Annotated in this window: 12 protein-coding genes; 5 read left to right on the plus strand and 7 right to left on the minus strand. The window is 62.6% G+C overall.

What is annotated here, in order from left to right; all coding sequences use genetic code 11:
• Positions 1-41: 41 nt before the first annotated feature.
• Genes WYH_RS13025 through WYH_RS13035 form a run of 3 tightly spaced genes read right to left on the minus strand, consistent with a single transcriptional unit; the run spans position 42 to position 3,642 of the window.
• Positions 42-1,643, minus strand: a complete 1,602-nt coding sequence (locus WYH_RS13025; protein WP_046904175.1) for a GMC family oxidoreductase — start codon at positions 1,641-1,643, stop codon at positions 42-44.
• Complete coding sequence (locus WYH_RS13030; protein ID WP_053833579.1) at positions 1,640-2,020, minus strand: nuclear transport factor 2 family protein; 381 nt, start codon at positions 2,018-2,020, stop codon at positions 1,640-1,642. The genes WYH_RS13025 and WYH_RS13030 overlap by 4 nt, the downstream gene beginning before the upstream one ends.
• Positions 2,017-3,642, minus strand: a complete 1,626-nt coding sequence (locus WYH_RS13035) for a GMC family oxidoreductase (RefSeq protein WP_218917145.1) — start codon at positions 3,640-3,642, stop codon at positions 2,017-2,019. Before WYH_RS13035 ends, WYH_RS13030 begins: the two co-directional genes overlap by 4 nt.
• Positions 3,643-3,753: 111 nt before the next feature.
• On the opposite strand from WYH_RS13035, the gene WYH_RS13040 reads away from it, so the two are divergent.
• Positions 3,754-5,259 (plus strand): aldehyde dehydrogenase family protein, encoded by a 1,506-nt coding sequence (locus WYH_RS13040; protein WP_235980121.1) that lies wholly within the window; start codon positions 3,754-3,756, stop codon positions 5,257-5,259.
• A gap of 46 nt (positions 5,260-5,305) precedes the next feature.
• Here the strand turns inward: WYH_RS13040 and WYH_RS13045 are convergent, their stop codons facing one another.
• Together WYH_RS13045 and WYH_RS13050 are read right to left on the minus strand one after the other, a co-directional pair.
• Positions 5,306-6,595: a cytochrome b/b6 domain-containing protein gene (locus tag WYH_RS13045; protein WP_046904177.1), complete on the minus strand. Its 1,290-nt coding sequence runs from the start codon at positions 6,593-6,595 to the stop codon at positions 5,306-5,308.
• Positions 6,596-6,699: 104 nt separating this feature from the next.
• Positions 6,700-6,957 carry a hypothetical protein gene (locus tag WYH_RS13050; protein WP_053833580.1) on the minus strand — a complete coding sequence of 86 codons (258 nt, stop codon included), beginning with the start codon at positions 6,955-6,957 and terminating at the stop codon, positions 6,700-6,702.
• Positions 6,958-7,085: 128 nt separating this feature from the next.
• On the opposite strand from WYH_RS13050, the gene WYH_RS13055 reads away from it, so the two are divergent.
• From WYH_RS13055 to WYH_RS13065, 3 genes are all read left to right on the plus strand, one after another.
• Positions 7,086-7,337 (plus strand): hypothetical protein, encoded by a 252-nt coding sequence (locus tag WYH_RS13055; protein WP_046904178.1) that lies wholly within the window; start codon positions 7,086-7,088, stop codon positions 7,335-7,337.
• A gap of 81 nt (positions 7,338-7,418) precedes the next feature.
• A complete protein-coding gene (locus WYH_RS13060; protein WP_082347990.1) occupies positions 7,419-9,299 on the plus strand; it encodes a PAS domain-containing sensor histidine kinase in 1,881 nt (626 codons plus the stop codon).
• Positions 9,292-9,966: a response regulator transcription factor gene (locus WYH_RS13065; RefSeq protein WP_046904179.1), complete on the plus strand. Its 675-nt coding sequence runs from the start codon at positions 9,292-9,294 to the stop codon at positions 9,964-9,966. The genes WYH_RS13060 and WYH_RS13065 overlap by 8 nt, the downstream gene beginning before the upstream one ends.
• A 19-nt stretch (positions 9,967-9,985) precedes the next feature.
• On the opposite strand, the gene WYH_RS13070 is transcribed toward WYH_RS13065, so the two are convergent.
• A complete protein-coding gene (locus WYH_RS13070; RefSeq protein ID WP_046904180.1) occupies positions 9,986-10,786 on the minus strand; it encodes a universal stress protein in 801 nt (266 codons plus the stop codon).
• A gap of 77 nt (positions 10,787-10,863) precedes the next feature.
• A complete protein-coding gene (locus WYH_RS13075; RefSeq protein WP_046904181.1) occupies positions 10,864-11,859 on the minus strand; it encodes a zinc-dependent alcohol dehydrogenase family protein in 996 nt (331 codons plus the stop codon).
• A gap of 153 nt (positions 11,860-12,012) precedes the next feature.
• Here WYH_RS13075 and WYH_RS13080 point away from each other — a divergent pair, with 153 nt between their 5' ends.
• Entirely contained in the window at positions 12,013-12,924 is a 912-nt protein-coding gene (locus WYH_RS13080) for a poly-beta-hydroxybutyrate polymerase N-terminal domain-containing protein (protein WP_053833581.1), read from the plus strand.
• Positions 12,925-13,096: the final 172 nt, after the last annotated feature.

The following is a 13,096-nucleotide window of genomic DNA, read 5'->3' on the forward strand; positions in this document are numbered from 1 at the left end:
GGGCTTCTCAAGTTTGCGACTTGGGGGCGCCGGGGCGAGGATCAAGCGTCCGCCATCATCGCCGCGGCCTTTTCCCCGATCATGATGCAGGCCGCATTGGTGTTGCCGCCCACGATGCGCGGCATGACTGACGCATCCGCGATGCGTAGCCCGTCGATCCCGCGCACGCGCAATTGCGCGTCGCACACCGCCTCTTCCCCCGTGCCCATGGCGCAGCTGCCGACCGGGTGCATGGCGGTGTTGGTCGCCTGCCGCACCCACGCGTCGATCTCGTCCCTTGTCTGGACCTGCGGGCCGGGCGCGATTTCCGTGCCCATGATATCGGCCAGCGGGCTGGTGGCGAATATTTCGCGAATCTGGGGGACGATCCGGCGGAAAAAGGCACGGTCGTTCTCGCTGCCGAGGATGTTGGAGAAAATCCGCGGCCGCGCCGCCGGATCCGTGCTTGCCAGCTTTACCCAGCCACGACTTTCGGGCCGCAGCAGCACACAGGCCATTGCCACCACATCGGCGGCGGGCTGCTTGATACCGGGGAACCACGGGCGGGCGAATATGCTGGTCGGCTGAAACAGGCATTGCGCATCGGGCCGTTCCAGATCCTCGCGCGTCTTGATCCAGCCATTGGCGGTGACGGGCATGTTGGCGATCCGTCCCTTGCCGGTGGCGATCCACTGCAGAACCGACAGGGTCAGCCGGTCGAAGCGCAGATCATTGGTCAGCGTCACATCGCGATCCGCGCCCGAAATGATCCCGACAGAAGGGTGATCCTGCAGATTGCGGCCGACGCCGGGCAGATCATGCACCACTTCCACGCCCAGTTCGCGCAATTCGTCCGCCGGGCCGATGCCGGACAGCAACATCAATTGCGGCGTATTGAACGCACCGCCGGCCAGCACGATCTCGCGGTCTGCGTGAAGGACATGTTCGGCCCCGTCCTTGCGATAATGCAGGGCCCTGGCCCGCCCGCCCTCGATCGCGATCCGCGTTGCCAGCGCGCCGGTGATAACGGTCAGGTTGGGGCGCTTCATCGCCGGATAGAGAAACCGTTCCGACGTGCTGCCGCGCCGGCCCTTGTGGATCGAAATGTCGGGCGATCCCCAGCCTTCCTGATCCGGCCCGTGGTGATCGGCCTGGGTCTTGTAACCCAGCTTCGTCACCGCTTCGATGAAGCGGGGATAGAGCTTGTCATCGGGAATATGTTTGGTGATGGTCAGCGGGCCGCCCTTGCCGTGATACTGGTCCGCCGGGCCCCAGTGCTCTTCCGATTTCTTGAAGAAGGGCAGCACATCCTCATAGCTCCAGCCTTCCAGGCCGAGCTGGCGCCATTCATCGTAATCGCGCGGATGGCCGCGGGCATACAGCATGCCGTTGATCAGGCTCGATCCGCCCAATCCCTTGCCGCGCGGCTGGCGCAGGCGGCGATTGTCGGCATGGGGCTCCGGCTCCCCCTCATACCCCCAGTTGAAGCGCTTGTCCGCCATCACCATCGGGAAGGCGATCGGCATGGTCAGCAATGGGTGGAGTTCGCGATTGCCTGCCTCGATCAGCGTTACCCGTATATCGGGATTTTCGGACAGTCGGGCAGCCACGACCGCGCCCGCCGAACCTGCGCCGACGACGATGAAATCTGTGCTCCTGGTCATTTGCTTGAATAGCGTCCCGATTTGATTTGCACGATCTTGCCGCCTGAAGTGCGGTACATGTTGATGCTTTCCACCAGGCGGACATCGCCCTTCATGGTCGGCCAGATCTCGAAATCGGGCCAGTCCTTGACGGTGGTGAAAGTGGTGCGGCTGTGCAGCGCGGCGCCTTCCGGGCCGACGATCAGGTCCACCACCTGCAGATCCTCGTCAATATGATCGAATACCTGGGTGTAGAAATCGACGATGCCCTGCTTGCCGATAATCTGCTTCCGATCGCCGAGATTGAATTCCACATCATCAGCGTAAAATTTCGAAAATCCGTCGAAATCCTTGGCGTTGAAGGCGGCGATATAGGTGCGGAAATCCTCTTCGGTCATGCGCTCTCCTCCTCTGACGCGGGCTCTGATGCGGGCAGGGAACGGCCGCGAATGATATCGCTGGCCTTTTCCGCCACCATGATCGTGGGGCCATTCGTATTGCCGCCCGGCACGTCCGGCATGATCGAGGCATCGACCACGCGCAGCCCTTCCATGCCACGGACCCGCAATTGCGGATCGACAACCGCGTTGGGGCCGGTGCCCATGGCGCAGGTGCCGACCGGATGCTGCGTGGTGGCGGCCGTGGCGCGGATATGTTCGTCCAGCGCTTCATCGCCCTGAACATCGGCGCCGGGAATATTCTCGCCGGAGATCAGATCTGCCATCGGCTGGGTGCCGTAGATCTTCCGTGCCATGCGCAGGCCGGCGCGGGCGGTGGCGAAATCCGCTTCATTGTTGAACAGGTTGAGCTGGATCGCCGGCAGATCGTGCGGATCGGCGGATTTCAGTTTCACATGGCCGCGTGCCTGCGGGTGCAGCAGGATGACATCGGCGGAAAATGCGTGGGGCGGGCTTTTGACAAGGCCAGGAAACCACAGATGCGCCGACAGCTTCACCGGGTTGGAAAACAGCTGGATGTCCGGCTGGTCCAGCCGATCATCCGTGCGCAGCATCGGGTTTGCGCTGTTCAGCTGGCGGGCGAAGGGACCGCTGCCCAGCAGATACCATTGCGCCACGGCCCGCATTGCCCGGTCGAACCGCAATTGATTGACGAATGTGACCTTGCCCTTTGCCGCGAATTCCAGCGGCACGCGCGGATGTTCGGACAGGTTGCGGCCCACGCCGGGCAGGTCATGTTCTACCCTGATGCCGCTGGCGGCAATATGTTCTGCCGGGCCGATGCCGGACAGCAGCAGCAGTTGCGGGGAATTGAATGCCCCGCCGCACAGGATCACCTCCCGCCCGGCCATGGCAGTGCGAACGTCGCCGTCCACTTCATATTCCACGCCCGTCACCCGCTTGCCTTCCAGCATTACCTTGCGGGTCAGTGCGTTGGTCACCACGGCAAGGTTCGGCCGCTGCATGGCGGGCTTGAGATAGGCCTCATAGGTTGAAGCGCGGCGGCCCTTCTCGTCGATCGTCAGTTCGACCAGGCTGGCACCTTCCTGCGCCCCGGCATGGATATCCCCGGTCACGGGAAAACCGGCATTGGCGACGGACTGCATCAGTTCGTCATGCAGCAGGAACTGCGTGTTGTTCTTCGTCACGGGCAGGGGGCCGTCATGCCCGTAATCCGGATTGTCCGCCCGCCAGCTGCGCTCCATCCGGCGGAAATAGGGGAGCACATCGGCATGGCTCCAGCCAAGGCACCCCTTTTGCGCCCAGCGGTCATAATCGCGGCTGTGCCCGCGCATATAGACCATGCCGTTGATCGAACTGGACCCGCCCAGCAGCCGCCCGCGCGGCAGGAACAGGCGGCGCCCGTTCAGATGCGGTTCCGGTTCCGTCATCATGCGCCAGGTCAGTTCCGGCTTGAGCATTGCCTTCATCATGCCCAGCGGCATCCTGACCAGGAACTTGTCCGCCCCGCCGCCTGCTTCCAGCAGCAGCACACGCACTGACGGGTCTTCAGTCAACCGGGCGGCCAGGACCGATCCGGCGGACCCGGCACCGACGATCACATAGTCGAAATTCCCTTGCAGAGCTGCTCTCCTCGTCTGCGATCTAGTAAGTATCGCTTACAATCTCTATGCGCCCGCACGACGCAGACAACAAGAGTCCGGAGAGCCAAATTGAACGCCGAAACACCCATTGAAACCCGCCTGGAGGCATTTCGCAGCCGTTGGAGCGGCACGACCGGCAAGATGCTGATCGGCGGCGAATGGCGCGAAGCCGCCAGCGGCGAAACCTTTGCGACCGAAGATCCGGCTACCGGGGAAAAGCTGGCCGATGTCGCCAGTGCGGGGCAGGAAGATGTCGATGCGGCGGTTGCCGCGGCAAGGGCTGCCTTTGAAGGGCCGTGGAGCAAGGTGAAGCCCGATGAGCGGGCGAAACTGATCAACCGGCTGGCGGACCTGATCGAGAAAAATGGCGACGAACTGGCGCTGACCGAGACGCTGGATGTGGGCCGCCCGATCCAGTTCAGCCGTATCGCCGATGTCGGCGGCGCGGTCAGCCAGCTGCGCTATCAGGCGGGCTGGGCGACCAAGCTGCAAGGCGAAACGAACGAGATTTCCGCACCGGGCGAATGGCTGAGCTATGTGCTGCGCGAACCGATCGGCGTCTGCGGCCAGATCGTTCCGTGGAACTTCCCGCTGGCCATGGCTTGCGGGAAGCTGGGTCCGGCCATGGCGGCAGGCTGTACCGTCGTGCTGAAACCGGCGGAGCAGACCCCGCTTTCCACGATCCGGCTGGGTGAACTGGCACTTGAAGCAGGCTTCCCGGAAGGTGTGATCAACGTCGTGACCGGCTATGGCCGCACATCCGGCGCCATGCTGGCCAATCACATGGATGTCGACAAGGTGGCCTTCACCGGATCGACCGAAACCGGCAAGGCGATCATCGAAGCGTCCAAGACCAATTTCAAGCGCATCAGCCTGGAACTGGGCGGCAAGTCGCCCACCTTCATCTTTGCCGATGCCGATTTGAAAAAGGCCATTCCCGCCGCGGCGATGGGCATCTTCTTCAATGCAGGGCAGGTATGCGCCGCCGGTTCCCGGCTGTTCGTGCAGGAAGAAGTGGCCGATCAGGTGCTGGAAGGCATTGCCGGCATGGCGAAGATGCTGCGGGTCGGCCACACGCTCGATCCGGAAACGGTGATCGGTCCGCTTGTCAGCCAGCAGCAGCTCGACCGGGTGACCGGCTATATCGAAAGCGGGCGGCAGGAAGGCGCGACCGTGATGGTCGGCGGCGGCCGCAAGGAAGGCGCGGGCTGGTTCGTGGAACCCACGGTGCTGGTCGATACGGAAGCGAGCATGAAGGTGCGGGCGGAGGAAATCTTTGGCCCGGTCCTGTGCGCCACACGCTTTGCCGGGGAAGACGATGCCGACCGCCTGGCTGCCTTGGGCAACGAGACGCAGTTCGGCCTCGCCGCCAGCATCTGGACGAAGGATATCGGCATGGCCCACCGCCTTGCACGGCGGCTCAAGGCCGGCACGATCCGCATCAACGGGTCGGGCGGCGTCGATCCGGCATTGCCGCTGGGCGGGTTCAAGGCCAGCGGCTGGGGCCGCGAAAACGGCCGCGCTGGCGTGGAAGCCTATACCGAACTGAAGGCAATCTCCGTCGCGCTGGATTGATCGCCGCTTGAAGTGAGTCCCCGCCCGTGCGGGGACTCACATCCGGTTACTGCCGGGTCGCGTCGAAAGAGAAACTGACCGCGACATTGGCGTCCAGATCCCCTCCGGTCGATCCGGTGCCGATATCGAATGGCGCGCGGGCAATGGAGGCATTGCCTTCCACATGCCGGTTCGCAGCGGTGCCGGTCAGGCGGAAAGTAATCACCTGCGGGCGGCTGACTCCCTTGAGAGTCAGCGTGCCATTGGCCGTATAGTTGTTGCCGCCCGTCTTGCGCGCCGAAGTGGCCCGGAATGTCGCGGTCGCGAAATTGTCCGTGGCGAAATATTCCCCGCCCTGCAGCATTCCGTCCTGCGTCGCATCGCCGACCGAGGCGCTGGCAAGGTTGATTTCGATCCTTATGTCGGCGCTGGCTGGATTTTCCGGATCGAAGGCGATCGAACCGCTCCATTGCGAGAAGCTGCCCGAAATCGTCTCTCCGCCATTGCCCACGGAAAAGCCCAGTCGCCCACCGGGCCTGATCGACCATTTCGGCGGCGGGCCGGGTTGCACGGCTGCTGGAGTGGGCGCGGCCTCTGCCGCGGGATCGGCCGCTTCGGCGGTGGGGGGCTCTTCCCCGGCAGCTTCGTCCTCTTCCTCTGTGGCCGTGCCTTCGCCCGGTTCGGGGCCGGGGGCGGCCAAGGGGGCGGCTGGCGTGTCCACTTCCGCTTCCTGCGCAATATCGGCAGGCTCTTCCGCGTCCGGCCTGGCATAGCTGCCGGCAATGTAACTGCCGGTGACGAAGAACACCGCCACAACGCCAAGGCCGAGCAGGGCACCGGTCAGCCTGTTTGGCGCCATCCGCACGAGCAAGGCGCGGCGCAGCAGCAATTCATGGCGGATCGCCCCGGCCACATGCAGCACGAACAGGGCAATCGCCACCCAGGCGAGCAGTTCGTGCGTTTCCTCCACCGCTTCGTTGATGCCGGCCGGCAGCGGAAGATGCGGCAGTGGCACCGTGCCATACAGCATGGTCGGGACGACAATGTCGGAAGTGGAAACGATCGCCCAGCCAGTCAGCGGGGCCAGCAGCATGAAGGCGTAGAACCCGATATGCACGGCATTGGCGAGCAGGTGGGTGACGCCCTTTTCCACCGCAGGCGGGCGTTGGTGGGTGAAACGCCAGAGAATGCGCAGCACCGTCAATGCCAGAATGGTGATGCCAACGGATTTGTGCAGCTGGAAGAGGGCAAAGCCTTCTGTCCCCCTGGGCATCGAGAAACCGAGCGCAATTTCAAAAGCCAATGCAAAGGCTATCAGCCAATGCAGTATTATGGCGCCGCTGCTATATCTTTTCATATGGGCTCCCCCTCCCTGTCGTCAGCCGATCTGGCCAAACATAGCGAGGGTTGGCGAATTGTTCAGCAGCAAATCTCCGCCACCCTTCGGAGATGCGGTTTCGCCTATCCGGATGAGCCGATCAGCGCGGCCAGAAACAGGGCCAGCACCACGAAGGCCAGCATGCTGGCCACAAGAAAGCCGCGACGCCGGGCGTTGCGCAGGATGATATCTTCCCAGCCGGCATCATCAGCCGGCTTCCTGTGCTTTCCGTCATCGCGATTATTGTGCTTTTTCATCTCTGATCGACGCTGCAAAAGCCCGACGGTTCCATTCTGCCGCAGGTGGTGGCGCAACAAATTCCATGTGCGGATCGCCCGCATTCCGCGGGGCTGGGAAGATGAATATTGCCCTGCCGCAGGTAATGGCTGGCGCATCAGGAGAATTGGGGATCGAAACTGTCGCCCTGCGGGGTTAGTCTGTATCCGTTATCAATGGAGGAGACGAGAAAATGGCGAATCCGGATTCGAGCTCGGGAGCCAAGTGGTTCTGGGCATTAGTTGTCATCCTGCTGTTCGTACTGCTGGCAGTCTGGTTCCTCGATCCCTTTGGTGAAACACCGGAACCTGCACCGGCTGAGACGCCGAACCCCGACTTCACCACGGCACCGGAAGAGCCGGGCGTGCCGGTCGATCTCCCCGATACGCCGATGACCAATACGCCGGTGGAAGAGCCGGGCGCAACGGAAGCGCCCGCGCAATAGTTCCCACTGGGCAATGGTTCGCGCCGCCGGTTCTGCCGGCGGCGCTTGCCCGAACCATCCGGGCTGTTCGGAACTGGATGAATGAAAGAAGATCCGCCGCCAGATGAAATTGCCTGGTTGCTGCTGGACCATGTTCCGGTTGCCGTGGCACTGCTTGACGGCGATCTTCGTTACATCGCCTGCAATCAGCTCTGGCGCGCGGTGGTCGGCCTGGAAGGGCGAAACCTTGTCGGCCAGGCCCATTTCCAACTGGTGCCTGACCATAAAGGCAAGTGGTCGGCCGTTTTCCGGCGGGCGCTGGCAGGCGAAACGCTGTCCGGCGAACTGGAATGGATCGTCTGGCCCAATGGCGCGGAAGACTGGATTGACTGGCGGGTGACGCCCTGGCGCGACCGCGCCGGCGAAACGGGTGGGTTGCTGGTCTTTTTCCAGCGGCGGACCGAGCAGGTCCGTAGCCGCCAGCGCGCGGAAGTGTTGAGCCAGGAACTCAATCTGCTGATCGACAGCGCCACCCAATATGCGATCTACATGCTCGACCGGGCCGGGCGCATCGTCATCTGGAACGCCGGTGCCGAGCGCCTGTGCGGCTGGTGCGAGGATGAAGTGCTGGGCCAGCCCAGCGACATCTTGTTCGACCAATCCGATCGGGACCAAAACCTGCCGGCCCGCCAATTGGCGGAAGCGCGTGAAAAGGGCTGTCTGCAATGGCGGGGCTGGCGCCCGCATAAGCAGAATGGCCGTTTCCTTGCCGATGTCATGATCACGCGGATCGATGACAGGGATGGGCAATTCGTGGGCTTCGGCCAGGTCGTGCGCGACGTGACCGAAGAGGACCGCCGCGCCCGCGAACTGGAGACGAACGAAGTCCAGCTGCGATCCATTCTGGATAGCGTTCCCGATGCGATGATCGTGATCGACGAACAGGGTCTGATCCGGTCCTTCAGCAAGGCGGCGGAAAAGCTGTTCGGCTATGATGAGGGCGAGGTGCTGGGGCGCAATGTCTCCATGCTTATGCCCTCCCCGGACCGTGAACGGCATGACAGCTATATCGCTGAATATCGGGATACCGGGGTGAAACGCGTGATCGGCCAGAACCGGCGGGTTGTCGGCCAGCGCAAGGACGGAACCCAATTCCCCCATGAATTGACCGTGGCGGAGGCTGTCGGCGGCGGGCGGCGGCTTTTCACCGGCTTCCTGCGCGATCTCAGCGCGGAAGAGGCGGCAGAGGCGCAATTGCAGGAATTGCAGGATGAATTGCTGCATATCTCCCGCGTCAGCGCCGTTGGCACGCTGGCCACGGCATTGGCGCATGAACTGAACCAGCCGCTTTCCGCGATCACCAGCTATGTCCAGACATCGGCCAGCCTGCTGCGAGCGAATGAGGACGAGGTGCTGACCCTGATCCGCGAGGCGTTGGACGAAGCCGGGGAAGAAGCGTTGCGCGCCGGCGCCATCGTTCGCCGCCTGCGCGAATTCGTGTCCCGCGGGGAACTGGAACGAACGGTGGAATCGCCTGCGGAACTGGCAGAGCAAGCCTGTTCGATTGCCACGGTGGGGGCGCAGGCACGCGGCATTTACTGCCAGGTGACCATTCCGGACGAGATACCGCGAGTGCTGGTTGACCGCGTGCAGATACAGCAGGTGCTGTTCAATCTCATCCGCAATGCGCTGGAAGCCGTGGGAAAGGATGGGCAGGTTTCCATCGTCGCCAGCGCCGAGGGAACAATGACCCGTTTTTCCGTCACCGACAACGGGCCCGGCGTGCCGCCCGATCGCGTGTCGACATTGTTCGAGCCATTTGCGGGCAGCAAGACCCAGGGGATGGGGCTTGGTTTGTCGATCTGCCGAACGATCATCGAAGCGCATGGCGGGCGATTGTGGTATGAACCTTCGCTGGAACACGGCGCGGCCTTTCATTTTACCGTACCCGCACTTCGGGAATATGAGGTCATGGATGACTGATGCCCGCCTGGTTCACGTGGTGGATGACGAGGAAGCGATCCGCCGTTCACTGGATTTCCTGTTGCGCACTGCCGGCTACCGCGTGGAACGCTGGGCCTGTGGCAATGATTTCCTGAAGGGGGTCGATCCGGAACAGCCGGCCTGTGTGCTGATGGATCTGCGTATGCCCGGCATGGAAGGCATGGATATTCAGGAGGAAATGGCCCGGCGCGGGATCAATCTTCCGTTGATCATGCTGACCGGCCATGGCGATGTGGCCATGGCCGTGCGCGCCATGCGCGCCGGCGCGGTGGATTTCCTGCAGAAGCCATTCGATCGCAAGGTAATCCTGGAAGCGGTGGAGGAGGCCTTCGGCTTGCTGGCCGACAAGGAGGCGCAGCGCAGCCGCGAAGAGTGGGCGCGCACCCAGATACATGCCCTGACCGATCGGGAGCGGGAAGTGCTGGACGGGCTTGCCTGCGGATATCCCAACAAGACGATCGCCTATGACCTGGGGATCAGTTCGCGCACGGTGGAAGTCTATCGCGCCAATCTGATGGCCAAGCTGGGCGTATCGAATTTTGCCGACGCCCTGCGCATAGCCTTTGCCGCCGGGCTCGGTTCCGAAAGCGAATGGCGCGATGCCCATGCCGACAGCCGGGCAGAACGGCCCGGCTCTTCTGGCTGAATGCGATCCTTTCCCGGCCTCAATGGGCCAGGAACAGGGGGATCTCGCTCCTTTCCAGCATGCTCACGGTAACGCCGCCGAATATCGCCTCGACCGTGCGGCTGTGGCCATAGGCACCCATCACGACATAATCGCTGCCGCCATCCGATGCGCGTTCCAGCAGGGTTTCGGCGATGGTCCCCTCGGTCGATTTCTGGACAATGCGCGGATGCACGTCATGCCGGGAAAGATAGCTGGCGGCATCTTCCACCGCGAATTCACCATCGGGCTGGTTTACCTCCAGCAAAGTCACCGTTTCGGCGATTTGCAGCATGGGCAGGGATTCGCGCAGCGCCTTGTTCGCTTCGGAAGATCCATCCCAGGCGACAAGCGCATGGCCCCGCGGGTTGAAGGATTTGGCTGTCGGCGGCACTGCCAGCAGCGGGCGTTCGCCCTTCACGGCCAGTTCGCCCGCGATGCGCCGTGCATCCAGCGGATCTTCATCATCGGAACGGCTGGTGACCACGATGATATCGGCCAGTTCGGATGCGCCCCGGATCTCGTCCACCGGGAAGCCCGTGGCCGTCACCATGTCCCACGGCACGTCTTCCTGGGCGAGCCGGGTTTCAATGGTCTTGCGATTGGTGGCTTCGTGCTTGCGTGCATAATCGAGCACCATCGCTTCGCCCGCGCCGCTGTAATAATCGGACACGATCATGGGCGGGACCACGATATCGATGCAGTTGAGGTGCCCCTTCAGCCCCCGCACGAGGTCGAGCGCCACCTGCAGGCGAGCCTCCTGACCTGCATCGTCATGAATCAGGACCAATACGTTTTTCATGGCGTTTTCCCTCTACACTAACCCAACTAACTACCCCGGCAGGCGCTATGCTCCATCGGGAATGATACGGATGCGTTTCAACCGTCCGGCAACAGGACGATGGCCCCTTCCACTTCGCCCGCGCGCAATCGATCCAGCGCCTGGTTCGCTTCGGCAAGCTTCATGGCGGTGACATGGGTCGAAATGCCGGCCCGTGCCGCCAGATCGAGAAATTCCGTGCCGTCGGCGCGGGTCAGATTGGCGACGGAAAGGATCTGCCGTTCCTCCCACAGATCGGCATAGGGGAAGGCGGGAATATCCGACATGTGGATGCCTGCGCAGACGACGCGGCCACCCTTCTTCACCATTTTCAACGCTTGCGGGACCAGCGGGCCGACCGGGGCGAAAATGATGGCGGCGTCCATCTGTTGCGGCGGCGCCTGGGTGGAAGACCCGGCCCAGGCGCAACCCAGTTCGCGGGCGAAGGCCTGCGCATCTTCATCCCCCTCCCGCGTGAAGGCATAGACAGTGCGCCCCTGCCAGATGGCCAGCTGGGCAAGGATATGCGCGGCCGCGCCAAAGCCATAAAGCCCCAGCACCGGCGCATCGCCCGCCATGCGATAGGAACGATAGCCGATCAGTCCGGCACAGAGCAGCGGCGCGGCATGGATATCATCGAAGCCGTCGGGGATCGGGAAGCAGAAATGGGCATCGGCAATGCAATGGCTGGCAAAACCGCCATCGCGGGTGAAGCCGGTGAATAAAGGGCTGTCGCACAGGTTTTCCTGTCCGTTCCGGCAATAGGGGCAATGGCCGCAGCTATGGCCAAGCCAGGGCACGCCAACCCGGTCGCCAGGTTTGAAGCCGCCGACCCCCGGACCGATCGCATCCACGTGGCCGACCACTTCGTGACCGGGCACGATGGGCAGCGTGCCATGGATATCTCCATCGGTCACATGCAGATCCGTGCGGCAGACGCCGCAGGCGGCAATGGCGATGCGCAATTCCCCTTCGCCGGGTTCAGGCAGTTCGCGCTCCACCATGTGCAGCGGCGTGCCCGGCTGATCCAGTTGCATTGCTTTCATCGTCGTCATCGAACATTCCTCTGCGGAAGGTTTAGACTGTTCGGGCAGGAACGCTTTTCCGCAATATTGCGGAGCGCGCGCCGGGAATGCCGCAGGCATGGCACAGGCGGATTTTACGGTGCAATGCGCCCGAGGTCACGAGATGTTCAGAACCGTCAGATAATGTCCGCCGCGACGGAGGATCCCGCAATGTCGCAAAACCCGGTCCCACAGCCTGCCTCATCCCGTGGCGATGATCTGGCCGCTCCTGATCCGGTGGAAGGTGTTGCCGAACTGATCGACCGCGCGACCAGCGCTTCACTGGCGCAGTGGACGCTGGGTATTGCGCCCGAATCGCTCGCCGCCGCATTCGCCGATTGGGCGGTTCATGCTGCGCGGTCCCCCGGGCGGGCCATGCTGCTGGCAACCAAGACGGAGCGGAAGCTGAACCGGCTGGCCGATTATGCCGTGCGGGCGGCGAGCGGCGGCGGCCAAGCGGAACGCTGCATAGAGCCTTTGCCACAGGATCATCGCTTCACCGATCCGGCCTGGGACCAATGGCCCTTCGGCCTTTACCAGCAGGCCTTTCTGCTGACGCAGCAATGGCTGGATGTCGCCTTTGGCGGCCTGCCCGGCGTGACCCCGCATCATGATGAAGTGGTGCGCTTCACCGTGCGGCAATTGCTCGACCTCATCTCCCCGGCCAATTTTGTCTGGAGCAATCCGGTCGTGCAGCAGCGCGTGCTGGCGACGGGGGGCATGTGCCTGGTGGAAGGCGCCAGGCTGTTTGCCGAGGACTGGCAGTCCCTGATCCGGCGCGAGCCGATTGGCGATGGCGGCGATTTCGAAGTTGGCCGCAATCTGGCTGTGACGCCGGGGAAGGTCGTTTATCGCAACGAACTGATCGAATTGATCCAATATTCCCCGACCACGGACAAGGTGAGGCCGGAACCGATCCTGTTCGTGCCGGCCTGGATCATGAAATACCACATTTTAGCTTCTGGTGCAATTAGTATGTTGAAAAGAAAGAGTATTTTCAGATTTATAGGCTTCAGATGGCGGTTTGAGCAATCACCCAGCAATCACCGCAACTGAAACACCAGCGAAGGTCCTTAGGATGTTCGCGGACAGCACGCGGATTTATACCCGCCTGCATAATGGTCCGAGGTGCGTGAATAGCCCGCTGACCCCTGAATGGCCTAACCGAGTGGAAAGATTAGATATACCGCAACTGCGTCGACGCGAACGAGCGATAGTTCGCTCTACG

Source organism: Croceibacterium atlanticum, assembly GCF_001008165.2.
GTDB classification, from domain to species: domain Bacteria; phylum Pseudomonadota; class Alphaproteobacteria; order Sphingomonadales; family Sphingomonadaceae; genus Croceibacterium_C; species Croceibacterium_C atlanticum.